The organism is Gordonia hongkongensis (assembly GCF_023078355.1).
Classification (GTDB): Bacteria; Actinomycetota; Actinomycetes; order Mycobacteriales; family Mycobacteriaceae; genus Gordonia; species Gordonia hongkongensis.
Genome location: NZ_CP095552.1, coordinates 3302916 through 3326150 on the forward strand (window position 1 = coordinate 3302916; position 23235 = coordinate 3326150).

18 protein-coding genes and 1 pseudogene are annotated in these 23235 nt (G+C 70.1%); 3 read left to right on the plus strand and 16 right to left on the minus strand.

Annotated elements, in window-relative coordinates; translation table 11 throughout:
- Positions 1-4 precede the first annotated feature (4 nt).
- From ftsZ to MVF96_RS14985, 15 genes are all read right to left on the minus strand, one after another.
- Positions 5-1171 carry a cell division protein FtsZ gene (gene ftsZ, locus MVF96_RS14915; protein WP_058251716.1) on the minus strand — a complete coding sequence of 389 codons (1167 nt, stop codon included), beginning with the start codon at positions 1169-1171 and terminating at the stop codon, positions 5-7.
- Between the two features lie 326 nt (positions 1172-1497).
- On the minus strand, positions 1498-2199 hold the full coding sequence (locus tag MVF96_RS14920; protein WP_068970568.1) for a cell division protein FtsQ/DivIB: 702 nt from the start codon (positions 2197-2199) through the stop codon (positions 1498-1500).
- Positions 2196-3767 carry a UDP-N-acetylmuramate--L-alanine ligase gene (gene murC, locus MVF96_RS14925; RefSeq protein WP_247452117.1) on the minus strand — a complete coding sequence of 524 codons (1572 nt, stop codon included), beginning with the start codon at positions 3765-3767 and terminating at the stop codon, positions 2196-2198. The genes MVF96_RS14920 and murC overlap by 4 nt, the downstream gene beginning before the upstream one ends.
- Before the next feature lie 79 nt (positions 3768-3846).
- Entirely contained in the window at positions 3847-4977 is a 1131-nt protein-coding gene (gene murG / locus MVF96_RS14930; RefSeq protein WP_272499263.1) for an undecaprenyldiphospho-muramoylpentapeptide beta-N-acetylglucosaminyltransferase, read from the minus strand.
- Between the two features lie 159 nt (positions 4978-5136).
- Positions 5137-7122: a putative lipid II flippase FtsW gene (gene ftsW, locus MVF96_RS14935; RefSeq protein ID WP_247449527.1), complete on the minus strand. Its 1986-nt coding sequence runs from the start codon at positions 7120-7122 to the stop codon at positions 5137-5139.
- Positions 7123-7127: 5 nt separating this feature from the next.
- Positions 7128-8711 carry a UDP-N-acetylmuramoyl-L-alanine--D-glutamate ligase gene (gene murD, locus MVF96_RS14940; protein WP_247449529.1) on the minus strand — a complete coding sequence of 528 codons (1584 nt, stop codon included), beginning with the start codon at positions 8709-8711 and terminating at the stop codon, positions 7128-7130.
- Positions 8704-9801: a phospho-N-acetylmuramoyl-pentapeptide-transferase gene (mraY, locus tag MVF96_RS14945; protein WP_058251712.1), complete on the minus strand. Its 1098-nt coding sequence runs from the start codon at positions 9799-9801 to the stop codon at positions 8704-8706. The genes murD and mraY overlap by 8 nt, the downstream gene beginning before the upstream one ends.
- Positions 9802-9922: 121 nt before the next feature.
- Positions 9923-10408, minus strand: a complete 486-nt coding sequence (locus MVF96_RS14950) for a UDP-N-acetylmuramoyl-tripeptide--D-alanyl-D-alanine ligase (RefSeq protein ID WP_247449531.1) — start codon at positions 10406-10408, stop codon at positions 9923-9925.
- On the minus strand, positions 10405-12051 hold the full coding sequence (locus MVF96_RS14955) for a UDP-N-acetylmuramoyl-L-alanyl-D-glutamate--2,6-diaminopimelate ligase (RefSeq protein ID WP_247449533.1): 1647 nt from the start codon (positions 12049-12051) through the stop codon (positions 10405-10407). The genes MVF96_RS14950 and MVF96_RS14955 overlap by 4 nt, the downstream gene beginning before the upstream one ends.
- A gap of 276 nt (positions 12052-12327) precedes the next feature.
- Entirely contained in the window at positions 12328-14253 is a 1926-nt protein-coding gene (locus MVF96_RS14960) for a peptidoglycan D,D-transpeptidase FtsI family protein (RefSeq protein ID WP_159371050.1), read from the minus strand.
- Positions 14254-14362: 109 nt separating this feature from the next.
- Positions 14363-15229, minus strand: a complete 867-nt coding sequence (gene ftsL, locus MVF96_RS14965) for a cell division protein FtsL (RefSeq protein WP_159371051.1) — start codon at positions 15227-15229, stop codon at positions 14363-14365.
- 2 nt (positions 15230-15231) lie between these two features.
- Positions 15232-16218: a 16S rRNA (cytosine(1402)-N(4))-methyltransferase RsmH gene (gene rsmH, locus MVF96_RS14970; RefSeq protein WP_247452118.1), complete on the minus strand. Its 987-nt coding sequence runs from the start codon at positions 16216-16218 to the stop codon at positions 15232-15234.
- A gap of 273 nt (positions 16219-16491) precedes the next feature.
- Entirely contained in the window at positions 16492-16932 is a 441-nt protein-coding gene (mraZ, locus tag MVF96_RS14975; protein WP_058251706.1) for a division/cell wall cluster transcriptional repressor MraZ, read from the minus strand.
- Between the two features lie 538 nt (positions 16933-17470).
- Positions 17471-17872, minus strand: a complete 402-nt coding sequence (locus tag MVF96_RS14980) for a DUF3040 domain-containing protein (protein WP_159371053.1) — start codon at positions 17870-17872, stop codon at positions 17471-17473.
- A 166-nt stretch (positions 17873-18038) separates the two neighbouring features.
- On the minus strand, positions 18039-18512 hold the full coding sequence (locus MVF96_RS14985) for an SAV_6107 family HEPN domain-containing protein (RefSeq protein WP_058251704.1): 474 nt from the start codon (positions 18510-18512) through the stop codon (positions 18039-18041).
- A 365-nt stretch (positions 18513-18877) separates the two neighbouring features.
- On the opposite strand from MVF96_RS14985, the gene MVF96_RS14990 reads away from it, so the two are divergent.
- From MVF96_RS14990 to MVF96_RS15000, 3 genes and pseudogenes are all read left to right on the plus strand, one after another.
- On the plus strand, positions 18878-19552 hold the full coding sequence (locus tag MVF96_RS14990) for a GNAT family N-acetyltransferase (RefSeq protein ID WP_058251703.1): 675 nt from the start codon (positions 18878-18880) through the stop codon (positions 19550-19552).
- Positions 19553-19554: 2 nt separating this feature from the next.
- Positions 19555-21174, plus strand: a complete 1620-nt coding sequence (locus tag MVF96_RS14995; RefSeq protein ID WP_247449535.1) for a phytoene desaturase family protein — start codon at positions 19555-19557, stop codon at positions 21172-21174.
- 65 nt (positions 21175-21239) lie between these two features.
- Positions 21240-22204 (plus strand): annotated as a pseudogene (locus tag MVF96_RS15000) (LppM family (lipo)protein).
- A gap of 51 nt (positions 22205-22255) precedes the next feature.
- On the opposite strand, the gene MVF96_RS15005 reads toward MVF96_RS15000, so the two are convergent.
- On the minus strand, positions 22256-23233 hold the full coding sequence (locus tag MVF96_RS15005) for a methylenetetrahydrofolate reductase (protein ID WP_058251700.1): 978 nt from the start codon (positions 23231-23233) through the stop codon (positions 22256-22258).
- Positions 23234-23235 lie beyond the last annotated feature (2 nt).

Genomic DNA, 23235 nt, shown 5'->3' on the forward strand with positions numbered 1-23235 from the left:
GGGCTCAGCGCTTCATGAACGACGGCACGTCGACATCGTCGTCGTCGAGCCGAACGGTGTTGCGGCGGGGCGGCTCCGGCTCTTGCTCGAACGGATCGCCCGCACCCTTCGGCATGTCCCCGAAGAGCGGATCGTTCTTCGGCGGCGAGGCCACGGCGCCGGCCTGGCCCTGACCGACCGCGGAACGCCCCGCGGCGGCCGGGACGTCGGTCCGCTTCTTGGGTGAGCCACCGTCGAAGCCGGCGGCGATGACCGTGACCCGGACCTCGTCACCGAGGTTGTCGTCGATCACCGTGCCGAAGATGATGTTGGCGTCCTCGTGCGCGGCCTCCTGCACCTGGGTCGCGGCGTTGTGGATCTCGAACAGACCCAGGTCGCTGCCACCGGCGATCGAGATCAGCACACCGCGGGCGCCTTCCATCGAGGCCTCGAGCAGTGGCGAGTTGATCGCGGACTCGGCGGCCTTGCGCGCACGCTCCTCGCCGCGGGCCGAACCGATGCCCATCAGCGCGCTGCCGGCATCGCTCATGACGCCCTTGACGTCGGCGAAGTCGACGTTGATCAGGCCCGGCGTGGTGATGAGGTCGGTGATGCCCTGCACGCCGTTGAGGAGCACCTCGTCGGCACTGCGGAACGCGTCCATCAGGCTGACCTGCGCGTCGCCGAGCTGAAGCAGACGGTCGTTGGGGATCACGATCAGGGTGTCGCAGGACTCGCGCAGCGCGGTGATGCCCGCCTCGGCCTGTCCGCCGCGCCGCTTGCCCTCGAAGGCGAACGGCCGGGTGACCACGCCGACGGTGAGCGCACCGAGCTTACGCGCGATCGACGCGACCACGGGTGCACCACCCGTTCCGGTCCCGCCGCCCTCGCCCGCGGTCACGAAGACCATGTCGGCGCCCTTGAGCAGTTCCTCGATCTCGTCGCGCGCGTCCTCGGCGGCGCGGCGACCGACCTCGGGATCGGCACCGGCGCCGAGACCCCGTGTCGAGTCGCGCCCGACATCGAGCTTGACGTCGGCGTCGCTCATCAACAACGCCTGGGCGTCGGTGTTGATCGCGATGAACTCGACTCCCTTGAGTCCCTGTTCGATCATGCGGTTGACGGCATTCACGCCGCCACCGCCGATGCCGACGACCTTGATGACGGCCAGGTAGTTGTGCGGTGGCGTCATGCGCTCGCCTTCCTTGTGTGGTCGATCTCGATGTTCGAGTTCTGGTCTCGATATGTCCTGTGTGAACCGGCCGGTCCACGTCCCGCTCGCGACAAACCCTAAACCTGAACCATAGATTTAGAGTTATGTCAAGTAACTCGTTGTGGTGATGACGCTAGGCATCGCGGGCCCCGGTATCCAGATCCGCGCTCGGCGTGTCGGGAAGTCGTGGCGAAATCCGCCGGAACCCTCAGCTTTTCGCCGCCCCACGGGGGTCGTCCGGTTCCGTCGCGCGGGTCCGCCTCACCCCGACCGGTGATTTCGGGGTCGGCCGGATCCGGCGTGCGTCACCGATAGGCCGGGAACTCGGGACTCGACACGTTGTACATCCGCGCCTCGCGGGTGAGCAGGTGCGTCAGTGTGCGGGCCTTCTCGGCGCCGCGGTCGCTGTCCCCCCACACCACGGTGCGCTTCTCCGACAGCGTGAACTCGATGTCGACCGGCGAGGTCGCGGTCACCCGGATGACCTGCCGCGCCAGCGCTTCGGGCAAGCCCGCCACCGCCGCGATGGTCTCCCTGGTGGTCGGGTCCGCCGGCCCCGGGTTCGGGGTGTCGAGAACCGGGAGCTTGAGCACCTCGGGCGGGACGCCCTGCGTGCGGTCGTAGTCGAGGAACGCCACCCCGGACTTGTCGAGCACGTGGACGTCGTCGCCGTTGTTCACGATCACGACCGGGACCCGCTCGACGACGGTGATGGTCAGCGACGAGGGGTAACTCCGCTGCACGCGCGCCGATTCGACGGACGGGATGGTGGCGACGCGCTGCGCGACCGCCCGGGTGTCGACCTGCAGCAGCGGGGTGCCCGACGGCACCGCCGCGACCCGCAGGATCTCGTCGGCCGGAATCGACCCGTTGTCGCGGACGTCGGTGCCGCGCACCGACATCAGCGGCGTGAGGTAGGCGATGAGCACCAACCCGACCCCGGCCGCGACCACCATGAGCGTGCCGAGGACCACGCGCGACCGGCGGCGCTGCGGCCAGCGGATCACGACACCCGCCCCGTCCGGCCGTCGGAGTCCGCCGGGCCGTCGGTCGGAGTCGCGCCCGAACCCGTCACGGTGGCGGTGTCGGCGGTCGTCGAGGCCGAGGCCAGGGCGTCGAGGATCTCCGGACCCTGCATGGTGATGTCGCCCGCCCCCAGGGTCAGCACGACATCCCCGGACCGTGCCAGTCGCGCGACCTGCGCGGCCAGCCGCGACAGGTCCGGGGCGAAGATCCCCGGCACGGTCAGCTTGTCCGAGATCGTGCGCCCGCTGACTCCCGGGATCGGGGCCTCACGGGCCCCGTACACATCGGCGACGACGACTGCGTCGGCGAGGTCGAGAGCAGCCGCGAACTCATCCGCGAACTCGACGGTGCGTGAGTAGAGGTGCGGCTGGAACACGGCGATCACGCGCCCGCGCGAACCGCTCGGCCCGCCGCGGGCGGACACCATGTCCTGCGCCGCCGACAGCACGGCCCGCACCTCGGTCGGATGATGGGCGTAGTCGTCGATGACCTCGACGCCGCCGCGCCGGCCGCGGAACTCGAAGCGGCGGTGGACACCGCCGAACGCGCCGATCCCGGCCACGATGCCGTCGAGCCGCCCGGCCCCGGTCGATGCGTCGGATGTTGCGACGCCGGGTTGCGCACCCACCCGGGCGGCACCGAGCACCGCAGCGATCGCGTTGAGCGCCATGTGCTCGCCCGGGAGCGGGAGGACGATCTGTCGATCCTCGACATCCGGGCAGAGCGGGGAGGTGAACCGGACCGTGGCGGCTCCGCCACCTCCGCGCGGCTGCCAGGACGTCATGGTCGCGACGTTGCGGACGGTCGGCGCCAGCGCGGCGTGGGTCCCCCGTCCGTAACCGAGGACCTCCACCCCGCGCGCGGTGAGCGACTCGGCGACGCGGCCGGCCAAGGCGGCCGAGCCCGGGTCGTCGAGGCACACGACGAGCGACCCGCCGCCCGCGATGCGCGCGACGAACCGGTCGAACACCTCGACATAGGCCTCGATGGAACCGAAGAAGTCGAGGTGGTCGGCGTCGATGTTGGTGACGACGACGACGTCGGGTGTGTACTCCAGCAGCGAGCCGTCGCTCTCGTCGGCCTCGGCGACGAAGATCGGGTCGCCACCGTGGTGGGCGTTGGTCCCCGACTCGTTCAGCTCGCCGCCGATCGCGAACGACGGGTCGGTCCCGGCATGCTGCAGCGCGACGACCGCCATCGAGGTCGTGGAGGTCTTGCCGTGGGTGCCCGCGATCAGCAGGCTGCGCTGACCCGCCATCAGCTGGGCCAGGACGCGCGGTCGCAGGAGAATCGGGATGCCGCGCGACCGTGCCGCCACGAGTTCGGGATTGGTCTTCGGGATCGCGGCGTGAGTGGTCACCACGACAGACGGGCCACCGGGGATCTGGTCGAGCGCCGACGGATCGTGCCCGACCTGCACCCGGGCGCCGCGGGTCCGGAGTTCGAGGATGCCGCGACTGTTCTTGGCATCCGACCCCGACACCTGTCCCCCGCGGGCCAGCAGAATCCGGGCCAGCCCCGACATCCCGGCGCCGCCGATGCCGACCATGTGGACGCGGCTCAGTTCATCGGGCAGCGACCCCGGAGCCGACGCCGCCTCCTCCGTCTCCGTCGCTTCGCTCACGGCGTCATCGTTCACGGGCCGACCTCCCACCGCGACGACGTCCGGCCCGGAAATCCTGCGCGAGTTCGATGGCGGCAGTGGCCACCGCCGCCGCGGCGTCCCGATGCCCGGTGCCCGCGGCAGCGACCGACATCTCCTGCAGCCGAGCCCAATCCGTCAGCAGCGCAGGCACTTCGCGAGCAACCCAGTCGGCGTCCACCGTCGCATCGTCGACGAGCAGTCCCCCGCCCGCCTCCACGACCGGAAGCGCATTCAGTCGTTGTTCGCCGTTCCCGTGCGGCAGCGGGACATAGATCGCGGGCAACCCGGTCGCCGACACCTCGGCGACGGTCATCGCACCGGACCGGCACATCACCAGATCGGCGGCGGCGTACGCGAGATCCATCCGCTTCAGATATCCGACGGCGCGATAGGGCGGCGCGTCGTCGACGACAGCGGGGTCGATCGAGTTCTTGGGACCGTAGGCGTGCAGCACGCCGATGCCGGCCTCACCCAGTGTCTTCGCCGCGCCCGACACGGCGTCGTTGAGTCGTTGCGCGCCCTGCGAGCCGCCGAAGACGAGCAGCGTCGGAGCGTCGTCGTCGAGTCCGAAGTAGTGGCGCGCCTTCGCCCGCAGGGCGGGCCGGTCCAGTTCGGCGAGGACACCGCGCACCGGGATTCCGACGACCGTCGCATCGAGCCCGGAACCGTCGACCGCCGCCAGGACCCGATCGGCGAAGCGGGCACCGACCTTGTTGGCGATGCCGGCCGAGGCATTGGCCTCATGGATGACGATCGGGATCCGATTGCGTCGGCGCAGGTGCATCTGCGCCGCGAGGTACGCCGGCACCGAGACGTAACCACCGAAACCGATGACCACGTCGGCGTCCACCTCGTCGAGAACCTTGCGGGTGGCGGCCACCGAACCCAGCAGACGACCGGGGGTGCGCGCCAGGTCGAGGCCGGGTTTGCGCGGCAACGGCACCGGCGGGATCAGCTGCAGGTCGTATCCGCGTTCCGGGACGAGATCGACTTCGAGGCCCCGACTGGTACCCAGAGCCGTGATACGGGCCGTCGGATCGATGCGGCTGACCGCGTCGGCGACGGCGAGGGCGGGTTCGATGTGACCGGCCGTGCCGCCGCCTGCGACGACCACCGACAACGGCCGGCCGTTCGGCCGTCCGGTCGTATCAGCTTGTACCGCACCCGAACTCACCGGCGTCGTCACTCCATTTCAGCTTTCGATCACATTCGCGGGCTCCCGGCCGGGAGATCTCCCGTCGTGGGCCCGCACCTCAGCCGCTCCCACCGCCGGTCACCGACGGCCGGCGCCGCGTACATTCGGCCCGCTCGCTCCGCTCCCGGCGCCGCGTACATACGGCCCGCTCGCTCCGCTCCCGGCGCCGCGTACATACGACCCGCTCCCCCGATACCCGACACCGTAGTCGACGCCGCTCCGCGAAGAAGTCCCCGGCCGGACCCGCCCGCGCGGGACACCCGCCCGGCCGGAGGCCGCCGACCGGGCTCCTCGGGTGTCGCCGGCACCGGATCGCGTCGACGACCGACCCTGCCGCCGATCGTCCCGCGCGGACTGCGACGGGGCGGCACGCCGCTGCGACGTCTCGGCGGCACGCCGCTGCGACGTCTCGGCGGCACGCCGCCAGGGCAACGGGAAGCGTCGACGGCCACGTCCGGCATCGGCCGACGGGGCGGGCCCGCTCGGCGGACGGCGACGCGACTGCGGTCCCCTGCCGCCGCGACCGGCACCGGCCGTCGGACGCGGACCGGCCGTGCGACGCTGGTCCAGTCGATCGCGCAGCGACTCCGCCCGTGTCTGTCGGTAGGCCACCGGCGTCGGCAGGCGCAGCCACCGTGCCACGCGGCTCGGCGACCCGCCGGTGAGCGTCGCGACCGCCTCGGGTTCGTGCCTCGCGGCGTTGGCGAGCAGACCGAGCATCGCGAGGACGGTCAGCGTCGACGTGCCACCGGCCGAGATCAGCGGCAGCTGGATTCCGGTCACCGGCAGCAATCCGATGACGTAGCCGATGTTGATGAACGCCTGCGCGGTGATCAGCACCGTGATGGTCGCCGACATCAGGCGCAGGAAGGGATCGGTCGACCGGGATGCGATCCGGAAGCCGATGTAGGCGAGGACGACGAACAGGAACACCACCATGAGCCCGCCGAGGAGCCCGAGCTCCTCGCCGATGATCGCGAAGATGAAGTCGTTGTGCGCGTTCGGAAGATAGTTCCACTTGGCACTCGACTGGCCGAGGCCCACGCCGAAGACCCCGCCGTTCGCGAGCGCGTAGGTCGCCTGGCGCGCCTGATAGCCGGCGCCCTGCGGGTCGTCGACGTTGCCGAGGAAGCTCATCACGCGCTGCGAGCGGTAGCCCTCGGCCAGGGCGAGGATCACGGCGAGCGCGATGCCGGACACCGCGAACGAGACGAAGACCTTGACCGGCAGTCCCGCGAACCACAACAGCGCACCGACGATGATCGCGATGGTGATCGTCGTCGACAGGTTCGGCTCGAGGATGATGAGCAGGCACACGAGCATCGCCACCGGGACGAGCGGGACCAGCAGCTCGCGCAGCGAGGCGTTGTCCCGTCGGCGCGAGGCCAGCAGGTGCGCACCCCAGATACACAACGCGACCTTCACCAGCTCCGACGGCTGCACCGACAAACCGTAGATGACGAACCAGCGGCGTGCGCCCTGACTCAGCGTGCCCACGCCGGGGATGAGGACCAGCGCCAGCAGCACCACCGCGACGAACATCGCGGGAGCGGCGAACCGTCGGAGCAACCGCACCGGGATCCGCAGCATGAAGTAGAAGACCACCAGGCCGAGCAGGGCGAAGATCACCTGCGTGGCGAACAGCCCGTACGCCGATCCCTCTTTGGAATACCCCTCGACCGACGACGCCGAGAGCACCATCACCAGGCCGAATGTGGTGAGCAGGAACGACATCGTGAGAATCAGCTGATACGACGCCAGCGGACGTGCCAACAGGTTGCGGATGGCGTCGAGCACGATCGCCGGGATTGACGCGGCGGTCGCTGCTGCCGCACCCGCGGAGCGGCCCGCGGCGTCGTCCGGTGCCGACCTGCCACCGGTCCCGCGCTTCACGCTCTGCCGTTCGTTTTTCGTGCGCGTCCGGCCACCGGCGTCCCCGCCGGTCTCGACATCAGCGCTCCCGTTGTCGGCAGGGACACCATCGTCTCCCACGCCGTCGAGACCGCTGCGGTCATCGGCATCGTCGACGGGGTCGTTGTCTGCGGCCGGGTTCCGGCTGCTCATCCGACTCAGCGTCCGGTGTCGGGCGAGCCGGCGATCCGACGCGCGGCGGCGGCGAACGCGTCACCGCGCACGCCGTATCCGGCGAACATGTCCAGCGAGGCCGCCGCGGGTGCGAGCAGCACGGCGTCGGGCGCGGACGGGCTCGCCTCCGCGAGCACCCACGCCTCCTCGACGGCCCGGTCCATGACCGCCACCGATGTCGAGGAGCCCGTCCCCGGGAGATCAACTGCTGAGGCTTGGGGACCGGCCTGTCCCGGACGATGCACGTTCACCGTGCCATCGTCCCCTGTGAATACTGTGACTGTTGGGACTTCTGGGGCGTGTCGCGCGATCGCCTCGATCACCAGGTCTCGGTCACGGCCGATCGCGACCACCCCGGCCAGCCGATCGCCCACCGCGGTGAGCATCTCGTCCATCGACGCCCCCTTGAGCAGACCGCCCGCGATCAGCACGACTCGGTCGAAGGCGGCGACCGCCGCCTGGGCTGCGTGGGGGTTGGTGGCCTTGGAGTCGTCGACGAAGTCGATCCCGTTCCGCGAGGCGACGACCTCGCCGCGATGACCGGCCGGCCGGAAGGACGCCAGCCCCGCCCGTATCGCCTCCGGCCCGATGCCGGCCGCGAGCGCGAGAGCCGACGCGGCCAGCGCATCGGCGACACCCGACGGTCCGGCCGGGCGCACCTCGTCGGCGTCGTACAACCGGCCCGCGTCGAAGGCGCGGTCGATCAGCACACCGTTCGCGACGCCGAGCTGTCCGGGCTGCGGCTCGCGCAGCGTGAAACCGATGCGGCGGCCCGCGGCGGGCAGGCCGGACGCGACCGGGTCGTCCAGTCCGACGACACTCACCGCACCGCGCAGCGCTCCCGCCTTGGCAAGTGCGTACGCCTCGAACGTCCCATGCCAGTCGAGGTGATCCTCGGCCACGTTCAGCACGACTCCCGCTTGCGGACGGACCGACGGCGCCCAATACAGCTGGAATGACGACAGTTCCGCACACAGCACGTCCACCCTGGGCTCGGCCTGCATCGCGTCGAGCACCGGGAGCCCGATGTTGCCGCAGGCCGCACCCGTGCGGCCCGATGCCTCGACGATCCCGGCGAGCATCGACGTGGTCGTCGTCTTGCCGTTGGTGCCGGTCACGACAAGCCAGGTGCGTGGTTCGCCCAGCAGTCCCGCGACGTCCACGCGCCAGGCCAGTTCGACCTCGCCCCAGACCGGTACGCCGGCGGTGGCCGCGGCCGCCACCAGGTGGTGGGTGGGCGCGAAGCCGGGTGACACGATCACGACCGTGGCCGTCGCCAGTCGCCCGGGACCGGTGAGCAGATCCGCGACGGCGACCGGTTCGACGCCGTGCGACATCAGCTCGGCGACCCCGGCGACCGCCGCGGCCGCGGCGTTCCGGTCGACGGGCGGCGCGTCAGCACCGGCGAACCGGTCGTCGGCGAGCAGGACATTCGCACCGAGCGTCGCCAGGAACCGGGTGGCGGACAACCCCGCGGTCCCGGCCCCGCCGACCACCACGGTCTGGCCGGCCAGGGCGCGCGGGTCGGGCCCCCCGGGGGTCGGGTCGGCCGCCGGGCGATCAGCCATTGGTGGTCAGGAACTCGCCGTAGAACAGCGACAGGCCGAGCGCACAGGCGATGGCGGTGAGCAACCAGAATCTGATGATCACCGTGGTCTCCGCCCAGCCACCGAGTTCGAAGTGGTGATGGAACGGGGCCATCCGGAACACGCGACGACCGGTGGTCCGGAAGAAGGCGATCTGGATCACCACCGACATGATCTCGGCGACGAACAGCGCGCCGATGACGACCGCGAGCAACTCCGTCCGCGTGGTGATCGACAGACCGGCGAGCATGCCGCCGAGGGCGAGCGAGCCGGTGTCGCCCATGAAGATCTTGGCGGGTGCCGCATTCCACCAGAGGAAGCCGAGGCACGCTCCACCGCCGGCCACGGCGATGAGCGCGAGATCGAGGGGGTCACGGACCTGGTAGCAGCCGGTGGGGATCTCGCTCGGCGGTTTCGCGCCGCCCGCACAGGCGTTGACGAACTGGAAGAAGGTGACCAGGACGTAAGAGCCCAGGACCATCGCCATCGAGCCGGCGGCCAGGCCGTCGAGCCCGTCGGTGAAGTTCACCGCGTTCGACCAGGCCGCGACCACCAGCCAGCAGAACACCACGAACACGACCGACCCGAGCGTGATCGCATCGATGTCGCGGACGTAGGACAGGTTCGTGCTCGCCGGCGTGTAGCCGTAGTCGTTGCGGAACTGCAGCACCAGGATGCCGAAGAGAATGGCGGCGATGAACTGCCCGATCGACTTCGCGGTCTTGTTCAGACCGAGATTGCGATGCTTGCGGATCTTGATGATGTCGTCGAGGAACCCGACGACGCCCAACGCGGTCGCCAGCCCCAGGACGAGCAGTCCGGAGGCGGTCGGCCCGTTCCCGGCGTCGGTGAAGACCCCGACGAGGTGGGCGCCGAAATAGCCGGCCCAGAGGGCGGCCAGGATCGCGACGCCGCCCATCGACGGGGTCCCGCGCTTGGTCTGGTGGCTCTGCGGGCCCTCGACCCGGATCTCCTGCCCGAAGCCCTGCCGGGAGAACACCTTGATGAGGACCGGCGTCAGCAGGATCGACACCGCGATCGCGATCGCCCCCGCGAGGAGTATCTGTGTCACCGCGTTGCCCCCGCATCCTCTCCGTACGCGACCGGTCTGTTCCCGACCGCGATCTTCCCGAACCTGCCTGACACCCCGCGGCGGAGCGGCATCGTCGGCCCACTCACGCCCGCGCGAGCGCTCACGGTGCCGCCTCGTCGCCGGCAGGGGCGTCGACGACCTGCCATCCGCCCCGCTCGGACCACGCGGTGATCACGGAGTCGAGATCGGCGCCGGCCGCGGCCAGCAGGATGACGTCGCCGGCGGTGGGCTGCCAGTCCGGTTCGGTGTCGGCGAGTCGGGCGGCGGCGTCGACGGACTTGACGATGCGCGCCTCGTCACCCCACGAACCCTCCATGACCGCGCCCTGGTGCAGCGCGTGCACCGATCGTGAATCCCCCACGCAGAGAGTCTTGTCGACGGCCAGTCGGACCGCCAGGCGACCCAGCAGATCATGTTCGACGACGCGCTGGTTCTCGGTCAGGCCGGCCGGCGAGGCCAGCTCGGCGATGACCGCCCAGGTGCGGCCGGCGCCGGCGGACTCGGCGAGGCGCCGGATCAGCCGGCGCGCGTCGTCGACCGACACCGGTGCATCGCCGCGGATGACCGTGACCGCTCCGGTGGTCATCGTTCGCCCTCCGCGACCGCACCCGGAGCGTCGGCGGCGCGGGACTCGAGCGCACGGGCGACGACCTCCCGATCGTCGAACGGATGCTTCACGCCGTCGATCTCCTGTCCTGCCTCGTGTCCCTTGCCGGCGACCAGCACGATGTCGCCGGGCCGTGCCCAGGCGACGGCCGCCTCGATCGCGGCGGCGCGATCGCCGATCTCCCGGATCGGTTCCGCGCCGCGGGGGCGCTCGGTTCCGGGCACGGCCTGTGCACCGGCGAGCACCTCGGCCCGGATCGCACCCGGGTCCTCGGTACGCGGGTTGTCGTCGGTCACGACCACGAGTTCGGCACCGCGCGCGGCCGCTTCCCCCATCAGCGGCCGTTTCCCGGTGTCGCGATCGCCGCCGGCACCGACGACGATGGCCACCCGTCCGGTCGTCTGCCCGCGCAGTGTCGCCAGCACCGCCTCGATAGCGCCCGGCTTGTGCGCGTAGTCGACGAGGGCCAGGAACGGCTGTCCACGATCGATGCGCTGTAGGCGTCCCGGGACGCTCACCGACGCGACCGCCTCGAGTGCGGTGGGCACCGGCACCCCGGCGGCGTGTGCCACGGCGACGGCCAGGAGCCCGTTGGCCACGTTGTACCGGCCGGGCAATGGGATGAGGAGCTCGTGCTCACCTTCCGGCTCGGTAAACGGGGTGCGTGACGAGCCGTCGTCGGCGAGCGACGACTCACCCGCATGCCAGTGGGCCGACGTCGGCCCGGTGGACACCAGGACCGGTTGCAGATGGGCAGCTTCGCCCGGCCGCCGGGCGAGCTCGGCCATTCGCCGACCCCACTCGTCGTCGACGCACACGACCGCCCGGACCGCGTGCGTCGGGGCGGACGGGACGAACAACTGGGCCTTTGCGTCGAAGTAGGCGCGCATCGTGAGGTGGAAGTCGAGGTGGTCCTGCGAGAGGTTGGTGAACGCGCCGATCGCGAACTGCGCACCGTCGACGCGACCGAGCGCCAGCGCATGACTCGACACCTCCATGACGACGATGTCGACGCCGTCCTCGAGCATCGCTGCGAGCAGGGCCTGCAGGGTCGGCGCCTCCGGCGTGGTCAGCGAACTCGGTTGGGCGACGCCGTTCACGCGGGTCTCGACGGTGCCGATGAGCCCTACCGAGTGCCCGGCGGCCAGCAGGGCGGCCTCGACCAGATAGGACGTGGTGGTCTTGCCCGACGTGCCGGTGATGCCGATCAGCTTGAGTCGTTGGGACGGATTGCCGTACACGCGGGCGCTGACATTGCCGAGAACCGTGCGGGGAGCGGGATGGATGAGGACCGCGACGGCCGTCTCCGGCGGCAGGACGCGAGCCAGTTCGGCCCGGCCCGCGGGGTCGGTGAGGATGGCCGTCGCACCGGCCGCCACGGCCTGATCGGCGAACTTCGCGCCGTGCGTGCTGGCCCCGGGCAGTGCTGCGAACAGGTCACCGGGCCGGCCGTCCTGCGCCCGCAGGACGACCCCGGTCACCTGGGTCTCGGCGTCGGCGCCGCCGACCAGGTCGAGTCGGGCCCCGGTGGCGGTGGACAACACGGACACCGGTGTCGGCGTGACATGACGCGGACGGATGGGTCCGCCACTCCGGTCGGGTGATGGTCGACGAGACGCCATCGGTGCTCCTCGCCTCCTCGGTTCTTCTCTCGGCGTTTCCCACGGGCGAGCGGACATGCTCGCTCCTCGGGACTGTGCTGGTCGTGCGGGACTGCTCGGTACGGGTGTCGGTGTCAGGACGTCGGACCGGGCTGTGCCGCGAGGTGCGTCGGTGCCTCGTCGGGAGGCGCAGAATCGCACTCACGATACCGACCCGCCCCGACGCCACGGCACACGGTGCGCCCATGGCCGCACCTGTCCGGGTGCCCGGCTGATCGGCGACGGACGCCGCGGGCGCTACCGCGCGGTCAGGGTCAGCCGCGGCGTCGGCGCGGACAGCGGCACCTGGGCGCGCTGGAGCATCCACGACGTGATGGTGGAGAACAGCGGAGCCGCCGACTGACCGCCCGACCCGTCGGAACTGCGCCGTGGGTTGTCGAGCATGATCCCGACGACGTAGCGCGGGTTGTCGGCCGGGGCGATGCCCGCGAACGTGATGTTGTACCGCGAGTTCGAGTAGCACCCACAGGATGGATCGACCTGCTGCGCGGTGCCGGTCTTGCCGCTCACCTGGTAGCCGTCGACGGCCGCCTTGGTCCCGGTGCCCTGTTGCTCGCCGGTCGGGTCGTCCTGCACCACCGACCGGAACATGTCCCGGACGGTGCGAGCGGTGGACTCGCTCACCACTCGGACGGGTTGGGGCCGCGCCCGGTCGTCGGGCGCCGACCCGTCCCGCTGTTCCGACGCCAGGATGCGCGGCGGAATGCGCAAGCCGTCGTTGGCGATCGCCTGATACATCGCGGTCATCTGCAGCAGCGACATCGAAAGGCCCTGTCCGATGGGCAGGTTGGCGAACGAGCCACCGGACCACTGACTCAGGGCGGGAACCTCTCCCGCGCTCTCCGCGGGCAGGCCGACCCCGGTTCGCTGACCGAGACCGAATTTCTTGACCATGTCGGCGAAGCGCTCCTCGCCGATCCGCTGCGCGAGCATCAGGGTGCCGACGTTCGACGACTTACCGAAGATGCCGGTGGTCGTGTACGGCTCGACCCCGTGCTCCCAGGCGTCGCGCACCGTCACCCCTGCCATCCGGATGCTGCCCGGAACACGGTGCACCGTCTCGGGCCGGGTGATGCCGTATTCGACGGCGGCCGCGGCGGCGATGAGCTTGTTGACCGACCCCGGCTCGAACGGCGAGGTGACGGCGGGGTTGCCCAGCTCGGCATCGGGCTGATCGGACAACGGGATGGATGCGTTGAACGTCCCGTCGTTCGCCATCGCCAGCACCTCACCGGTCTTGGCATCGAGCACCACGGCCGACGCGCCCTGCGCACCCGATGCCTGCTTGGCCTTCATGACCTGGCTCTGGACGAACCACTGGATGTCGGAGTCGAGGGTGAGGCGCACCGTCGCCCCGTTGAGAGCCGGGTGCACGTTGCGCATGCTGCCGGGGATGACGGCCCCGTCCGATCCCCGGTCGTAGGTCCGCGAGCCGTCCGTCCCGGACAGGATCGAGTCCAGCGACGCCTCGAGCCCGATGAGTCCATTGCCGTCGTAGTTCACGTCGCCGACCACGTTCGCCGCCAGCGACCCACCCGGGTACAGGCGGATGCTCTGCGGGTCGGCACCGACCTCCGGGAAGTCCTCGGTGATCCGGGACGCGACGTCGGGGCTCACGGACCGCGCGAGGTACACGAAAGTGTCCTCGCCGGTGACCTTCTCGAGGAGATCCTCCTCGCTGATCGAACCACCGAGGGCCACCGACACCCCCTTCGCGATCTCCTCGAGCCTGGTCTCGACGTCGGGAAGCGCGGGGTTCTTGCGGTGCTCTTCCTCGATCGTCTTGCGAACGGCCTTGGGCAGGAACGTCAACGACCGCGCTTCGTCGGTGTAGGCCAGCGGGCGCCCGTTGCGGTCGAGGATCGCACCGCGCTTGGCGGTGAGGACCTGCGTGTACTCGCGCTGCTGTGCGGCCTCGGCAGAGATCGAACTCGCCTGCACCGTGTGGACGACGATCATCTTGACCGCGACGGCGAGAACGACCAGCAGGACAACCACGCCGGCCGCGCGCGCACGGAAGACGAAACCCTGCGGCCCACGGCCGTTCCGCCCGCCGGGCCCCTTCCGATCCGATCCTCCCGACCCCGCTCCGGGTCCACGCCCGGGCCGGCGTCCCGGACGCGACGGGCCGGCGCCGAGCCGCTCGAAGGTCGCACCTGTCATGGTCGTCAATTGTTCACCGCTTCAACGTGGTTACCCCGGATTTGACCCCGGCGGGTTGGAGATGGCGCCGGAGATCCAGCGCACTTCGGAAGCGCGGATCGGGGCGAACTCACGGGGTGGGCACCACATTCGGCGCCGGAGTCGGGGCCGACGGCGCGGCCGGGGGCACGGCACCGGCCCCGGAGGGAGCCGGACTCGCCCCGGACGGGAGCGGATTCGCGCCGGGCGGTGCGGTCTGCGACGGAGACGGTCCGCCGGCCGCCGGGTCGCCGGATGCCGGTTGCGACGATGTGGGTTGCGACGGTGCGGGTTGCGGTGTGGACGTCCCGCCCGCCTCGGGTCCCGCGGAACCCGATCCGCCGCCCAGCCCGATCGAGTCGTCGACCTCGCTCGGGTCGATCGATTCCGCGGGATCCGGTGCGGTATCGGGATTCAGGCTCCCCATCGGACGCCCGGACGCGGGCTCCGGCTTGCCCACCACGCGCGGGCGTCGCGGGTCGTCGACGATCATCCGAGCGGGGTTGTCGGCGGGGATCATGCCGAGACGTGCTGCCTTGTCCGACAATTCAGGCGCCGAGTTGCCCGATTCGTACGTGCGCTTGAGCGCGTCGCGCTGATCGATGAGGGACTGGTTCTGCGTCCGCTCGATTCCCAGCTTGTAGGAATCCTGCGCCGCCTTGGTCGACAACCACAGACTGAGACCGAGTCCGAGGACGAGCAACGCGATCACCGGCACGACAAACGGGGTGTGCTGCAGTCGCTCTCGCAGGGACACCCCGGTCATGGACAGTCTGCCGCCGGTACGACGCGGCGGCGTGGCACGACCCGCCGCGGAGCGTCGGTGTCGACGGTCGAGTGCCCGCTGGGCGGCCCTCGATCGCGTCGCACGTTCGGACTCGATGCGGGTTCGGCGTGACCGTCGCGAATCGCGCTCGTCCCCGGCGGACCGCGACGGGGCCTCGTGCAGGATGGTCATGCTCAGCCCTTCTTCTCGACTCGTTCGATCGCGCGGACACGCACCGGCGCCGAGCGCGGGTTGGCGGCCAGTTCGTTCTCGTCCGGACGTTCGGCGCCCCGTGTGACGAGACGGAACTCCGGTGCCGTGCCGGGCAACTCGACCGGGAGGCCGGGAGGCGAGGTGGACGATGTGCGCGTCGCGAACTCGCGCTTGACGATCCGATCCTCGAGAGACTGGTAACTCATCACGGCGATCCGTCCGTCCACGGCGAGCGCTTCCAGCGCGGCCGGCAGAGCCTCACGCAGGACATCCAATTCGTGGTTGACCTCGATGCGCAGCGCCTGGAACGTCCGCTTCGCCGGGTGCCCGCCGGTCCGCCTGGTGGCGGCCGGGATGGCGTCGTAGAGGAGTTCGACGAGACGCGCGCTGGTCGTGAAGGGCTCCTTTTCCCGCTCCCGCAGGACCGCCGAGGCGATCCGGCCGGCGAAGCGCTCCTCCCCGTAATCGGAGAGCACACGGGCCAATTCGCCGTGCGAGTACGTGTTGAGCACGTCGGCGGCGGTGAGCGGGTCGTCGGCGTTCATGCGCATGTCGAGCGGCGCATCCACCGCATAGGCGAAACCGCGTCCGGCCTGGTCCAGCTGCATCGACGACACCCCGAGATCGAACAGTGCGGCATCGATGACCGACTCCCCCGCTGCGTCCATCACGTCGCGGATCTCGTGAAAGGTGGCCTGGTGCAGCGAGATCCGGTCGGAGTACGACGTCAGGCGCTCGCGGGCGATCTCCAGTGCCGAGGCGTCCCGATCGATGCCGACCACGCGGACGTTCGGGAACGACTCGAGAACCAGTTGACTGTGCCCGCCCGCGCCGAGCGTGGCGTCGAGGAAGACGCGCGGATCGTCGGAATCCAGTGCGGGGGTCAGCAGTTCGACGATGCGCGCACCCATGACGGGGATGTGACCGAACTCGCCGGACCGACGCGGTTTGTCCTCGGCATCGACCATGATGAAGACCCCCATCGGCATGTATGCGGTATCGGCGGTGGGCGGATGCCTCGGGTCGGCGAGAGCAGGCGGTCGGATGGAGCGGGGTCCCGACCCGATCACGCACCTGGCGTTGGGGAAGTACGCCAGGGTCGCCACCGGGCCGGGGCCTCGTGCCACCCGAAGCCGCTGGGCACCGAACTCGCCCATCGGTTGCTGTCTCTTCGGTCGGTTTCTGGTCGGTTGCTGTCGTTGGTGTTGCTGTCTCGGCGGTGTGGCGGGCCGGTCCTCCGGCTACAGCACCGCGTTCAGCGCGGCGGAGTTGGCGGCCGAGAAGTTCTCCTCGTGCCGCGTCTGGTACTCGTTCCATGCGGCCGAGTCCCAGATCTCGAGGTGATCGAAGCTGCCGAACACCACGCACTCCTTGGACAACCCCGCGTACACGCGATGGTCGCCGGACAGGCTGATCCTGCCCTGACCGTCCGGTCGCTGCTCTTCCGAACCGGCGAAGAACGTCCGCTGGAACGCGCGCAGATCAGGGTCGTTCCGAGACGCCTCGACGATCCGAGCGGCTATCGCGTCGAACTCTTCGGTCCGGTACACGGACAAGCTGTGATCTTGGCCTTTGGTGACCACTACCCCTCCTGCCAGTGCATCGCGGAACTTGGCGGGCAACGTGAGCCGCCCTTTGTCGTCCAATTTGGGCGTGTAGGTACCGACGAATCGCACGGACACGTCGACACCTCCTGCCCACCGGGTTCCGCGTCGTATCTCGCCTCACCCAGTGCTGCCACAGTACCCCACTTTCCACCACTTTCCACCCCCACCGCCCCCGCATTCACCCACTGACAGCAAATTCCCAGTTCAGGGAGCTCAAGTTGACAATGAACGCGCGTGTCCCCGGCGCGTCACGGGCCGAAAGAAGCGCATCAAGCGTGTGACCAGAGACACCGATGAGGTTCGAGAGGCGGGAAATCCAGGCATAGATCCTCGAGTGGGGCAAAGTGGGGCGTCCCGGTGGGGAGAAGTGGGGATCGCCGGTGGGGAGAAGTGGGGATGCCGGCAAAGAAGAGCGAGGACCGTCGACTGGGCGTCCGATCCCGTCGATCGTGCGCCCGAATCCGTCGGCCGTGCGCCCGAACCCGTTCAGCGTGCTCTGGAGAGCGATCGAGGACATGAAAGAGCCGCGTGCCCGAAGGCACGCGGCTCAGTCGTATGCGAAGTTGCGGGAGTCGGTCAGCCGATCGACGAACGCGGAGTCGGGATCAGCGGATCACTCCTGCTCGAACCGGCGATTGAATCGCTCCTCCATGCGCTCCGACAGCTTGCGCTTGGCGCCGGACGACCCCGGTTGCTTCTTGCCGGACCTGGTCGACGACGAGCCCGCCTCGGCGGTGTTGTTGTCTCCCCAGAGAGCGAAGAGGCCGGCCCCGAACATCACCAGGAAGCCCAGGAGGCTCACGATCGGGAATCCGCCGATGTTGATGTTGACGATGAGTCCGCCGACCAGCATCACCAGGCCGACGACGAAGACCGCTGCCGCCTGCAGGCGACGACGACCGCTCGACTTCCCAAGGCGCCGACGCTTGACACTGGACGCAAACTTGGGGTCTTCCGCGTACAGCGCGCTCTCGATCTGTTCGAGCATGCGTTGCTCGTGCTCCGAAAGTGGCACCGACCCTCCTTCTCACTGATCCGTGACGCCGACGAAGGTCACCCGCGACCGGAAAGGCGTCTGCGCCTATATCGTCCCATGATACGAGGTGAAATCGACCGCGACCACCATTACTCGCTGTTGCCGACGACCGGGCGGTGCCAGAAACCGCAAAGTGTGGCCGGATTCACGCCGTCGCGCCGATCTGCGGCGCTTCGGCACCGAGTTTTCCTTGCTCGTAGGCGATGACCATCGTCTCGACCCGACGCAGGAAGTCGAGGACGAGCAGCCGCATGCCGGCGACGCTGTCGGGGTCGATCGTGCGGATGATCCCGGACTCGATCTTCATCCGAACCGGCGACAGCGCGGCGAACCGGGCGGCGATCGGCGCCAGCTCGGGGGCGACCACACCGATGCGGGTCCAGGCGTTCGACGTCCTGCGCCGCACGGTCCCGACCGGTTCGTGCACGGCAAGGGCCGCGCCCGAGGCGCGGAGTGCGACGAGGTACAGCTGGCGGAACCGCTCGACGTCGTCGTCGACGCCGTCGGCATTGTCGAAGAGCACGTGTGCGCGCTCGAGGAGATCGCGCGCTCGACCGACCATCACCGGGTCGACGGGCGCCGCGTGGGTGAGAGCCGTGGCGCTGCGGTGTCTGGCCATGTCGTCCTCCTCGTGCGTATGGGCTGTGTCCGGCGGCAGACGCTTCCCTCGTCCGCCGCCGGACCGTGTCGTCGGATGAACGCGAACAGCTTGCGGAGGCACATTCATCGAACATCCGTTCGACACGTTCAATATAGCTATCCCGGCGTCGGCGTTCAAGACATCTGTGACCCGAAACCCCCGCCGGGGAGTACAACGCCACCACCTGCGGGCCGATTCCTGCCGAGTGTGCATCATCGATAGGACAATTCCCGGAAGTGGCCTGCGACGCGATGCCCCCGGCAGAGGGCGGCCCGCCCCAGCGGCAGCCGACCTCGTCCGCAGGTCGACGACGCAGGACGAACGATGCAGAGAACGGAAATCCGTTGACCATCCGCCTGGTGAGCCTGAGTGGCCAGGACGCCCGGGCCTGGCTCGAGCCGGCCCTGGAGATCTACGTGACCGCGATGAATTATCCGCGCGGTACGGAGATCCATCGGGCCGGGCTCTGGCGCGAACACATCGCGCGGCCCGGATGGCGTGCGGTGGGCGCGGTCGAGACGGTGACCCCATACGAGGCGCGGACCATGCCGGCCGCGCGGCGCCGGGTCGGTCCACCGGTCGGCTTCGGACCCGACGACCTGCTCGTCGGCATCGCCTACGGCTACACCGGCGCGACCGGTCAATGGTGGAACCAGCAGCTGCGGCTCGGACTCCGCCAGACGGGCCGACCGCCCGAGACGGTCGAGGCGATCGCGCGCGATTACTTCGAGCTCACCGAGCTGCACGTCCACCCGACCGCCCAGGGCCGTGGGATCGGACAGGCGCTCCTCGCCCGGCTGCTGGCCGATCGGCCCGAACGCCATGTGCTGCTGTCGACCCCGGAGATCCCCGCCGAGGACAACCGCGCGTGGTCGTTGTACCGGCGGATGGGTTTCACCGACGTCCTGCGCCACTTCACCTTCACCGGCGATCCGCGTCCGTTCGCGTTCCTCGGCCGTCCGCTCCCCCTGGAACTGCAACCCCCGGCCGCCGCCCGCCGCGCCGGTACCGGGAGCTGACGATGCACGGCACCCGGCGTGACGCCGTCGTCATCGGCGCGGGCCACAACGGCCTGATCGCCGCGGCCTACCTGGCACAGGCCGGACGGGATGTCGAGGTACTCGAGCGGGACGACATCCCCGGCGGCGCGGTCTCCACCGTCGAACGGTTCCCCGGACATCGGGTCGACCGGGGGTCGTCGTCGCATCTGATGATCCGTCACTCCCCCGTTCTCGACGACCTCGACCTCGCCGCGCACGGCCTGCGCTACGTCGACTGCGATCCGTGGGCGTTCGTCCCGGCCACCGCGACCGCCCCGCCGATCGTCTTCCGCACCGACCTCGACGCGACGTGCGCTTCCATCGAGAACGCCTGTGGTGCAGCCGATGCCGCCGCATATCGACGCTTCGTGGAGACGTGGACGCCGCGGGCGCGGGCGGTCATGGATGCGTTCTACCAACCCGCGACGATGGGGAAGTTCGGCCGGGCCTTCGGCGGGCTCGGCGGCACCGCCACCACGGCACGCACGGGGTTGTTCGGCCGGCGCGGCGGCCGGGTGCTGAACCTGACCGCCGAATTGATGGCCTCCGGCGATTCCCTCCTCGACGAGTATTTCGAGTCCGAACAGCTCAAGGCGGGACTCGCGTGGTTCGGCGCCCAGTCCGGACCGCCCATGAGCGCACCGGGCACGGCGCCGATGATCGGATTCGCCGCACTCATGCACCGAATCCCGCCCGGACGCGCGATCGGGGGCAGCGGCGCACTCACCGAGGCCCTCGTGCACCGAATCCACCAGGACGGCGGCCGTGTCTCCTGCGGCGACCCCGCGGTCTCCGTCGCCCGCTGCGGCGACCACTGGCGGGTGCTCACCAGCACGGGTCAATCCCGTTGTGCCGCAACAGTCATCCACGCCTGCCACGTGCTCACCACGCTCGACCTCCTCGCCGCCGGCGGTTTCGACGCGGGCGTCATCGACCGGTGGCGACGCACCATCGTCGTGGGCAGCGGGATCGGGATGGCGGTTCGCCTGGGGACGACCGGCCTGCCCGACTACCAGGGGCTGCCCGACGACCTGCCCGAGCACGGCGTCCATTCGGCTCTCGGACTGCTGGTCACCGACCGCGCCCACCTCACCCGAGCCCATGCCGCGGCGTCGGTGGGCGAGCTCCCGCCGCGCCCGGCTGTGGTCGCGATGAGCTATTCGGCGATCGATCCGACGCTCGCGCCCCCGGGCCGCTCCGTCATCAATCTCTGGGCACAGTGGCATCCGTACCGGCTGGCCGACGGCGACTGGCCGGCCGCGGCGGACCGCGCCGCGAAGGCCGTCGTCGACGAGGTGGACCGCCACGCGCCCGGTTTCGCCGAGTCGGTCGCGCATCGGTACGTCCAGACGCCGCGAGATCTGGCCGATGAGCTGGGCCTGATCGGCGGCAACATCATGCATGTCGAGATGTCCATCGACCAGATGTTCATGTGGCGTCCCACCCCCGACCTCGCCGGACACCGCGTCCCCGGTGCCGACGGCCTGCTCCTCGCCGGAGCGTCGACTCACCCCGGCGGAGGTGTCACCGGCGCGAGCGGTTACATCGCCGCCCACCTGGCGCTGCGACGCGGGCGTCGGGGTCTCGGCCGTCGGCCCTGACACCGCCGACACCCGACGCGGCGCGGTGTGACGGGTGCCCCGCGGTCCGGCCGGGGTCTGGCACGATGAGCACCGTGCGTTCGTCGAATCCCGTACCGGGTGCGCCCGGGTCCCGCCGAGCCCGGCGCCTGTTGCCGTCCGCGGTGGCCGTCGCTCTCGTCGCCCTCTCCCCGCTGATGGCCGGTTGTCTCGAACGGTCGACGACGGTGGGAGATCGCTACTCGGGGAGCGTCGTCGTGGCGACCACCCCGGACAATCCGCGCGGGACACCGCAGTTCGACCTCCCCGAGTCGATGGTGGGGCAGGTCTCGGTGACCGACTACAAACAGGTGCCCGATCGTCCCGAGGCGCCGTCGTCTCCGGGCGCCGGACCCGAGAACACGGCGGATTCCCCCTCCCCTCCGAGTCCGCCGGAAACGACGAGGCCGGCGCGGACGAGAACCCCTCCGAGGACGATCCCGCCACGCGCGTCGGAACGCGGGCGTCGTTCAGCGATCTCACCGCGGGACAGTTCGCCCAGCTGGGCGACATCGTGGCCGACGCCTACGGCGACACCTCGCTGACGATGGACCTCACCGCCAAGCGCAGCGGGGAGGTGGTGCGGTTCCGCGGCGACGCCGATCTGACCGAGCTGGTCCCGGACCGCGACTACGTGCAGCTGACCGTCACCTTCGGCGGTCCGGTGACCGCGACGAACGGCGAGCAGGTCGGCGAGTCCACCGTGACCTGGACCCCTGCTCCGGGTGAACCGTCGGACTTCAGCGCCGATGCCACCTATCCGGACCCGGCGACCGCCGCGGTCAGCAGTTGGTCGTGGTTCGTCGCGTTGCTGTGCGTCGTGGTCGTCCTGGTGATCGTCCGGATCGCCTACTCCAAGCGGTATCGCGGACCGCGGCCCGGACGTCCGGTGGCGGCTAAGACAAACCCTTCGTCGATCTCGGGTGAAGGACTCGCGGCTGCCGCCGATCCCGTGTCGGGTCCGTCATCGGCAACGCCGCCCGCGGATCGAAAGCCACCCGCAGGCACATGATGCCGCGCCGGACCGGCGTCGACACCGGTCCGGCGGAACAGCTTCGGCCGTTCAGGCCGGGACGTGCAGCGCGGCGTCGACGTCCACGCCGAGTCGGCCCAGGACCTCCGTCGTGGCCTTGGCGAAATTCAGACTGCAGAAATGCAGGCACGGCGCACCCTCGGCGACGAGTCGCTGTGCCATCTCGGTGGCGAAGTCGATGCCGACGGCACGGACCGACGCGCGGTCCTCCTCGGCGCCGTTGCCCGCCGCTTTGGCGAACCGCTCCTCGACGTCGGGCGGGATCACCGATCCCGACAGCTCGACCATGCGACGGACGGTGGCCAGCGACGTCACCGGCATGATGCCCGGGATGATCGGCTTGAGTCCCTGCTCGGGGTCGGCGGCCGCGACCCGGTCGCGCAGCCGCAGGTAGTGCTCGACGTCGAAGAACATCTGGGTGATGGAGTACTCGGCCCCGGCCCGCAACTTGCTGACGAGTGTGCGGGTGTCGTGTTCGATGTCGGGCGACCGATGATGCGTCTCCGGGAACGACGCCACCCCCACGTGGAAGTCGCCGAGGGTATCGATGAGCCGGACCAGTTGCTCGGCGTACTCGACGCCGTCGGGATGGGCGACCCACTCGCCGAGCGGATCGCCGGGCGGATCGCCGCGGAGCGCGAGGATGTTGGTGATGCCCTGGTCGGCGTAGGCACCGACGAGCGCGCGCAGTTCCGCGACGCTGTGATTGACGGCGGTCAGGTGGGCCACCGGCAGCAGCGTGGTCTGTGCGGCGAGCTCACCGGTGATGCGCACCGTGCGATCCCGCGTCGAACCGCCGGCACCGTAGGTCATCGAGACGAACGCCGGGGACAACCGCTCGAAGATACGCACCGCCCGCCACAGCCGGGACTCGGCCTCGGCGTCACGCGGCGGGAAGAACTCGACCGAGAACGGGACCGGGCCGCGGTGCGGAGCGGACAGGCGTTCGACGATCGAGGGTGCGGGAGCGGTTGGGGTCACCCGCACAGTGTACGGAGCAGGTCGCATAG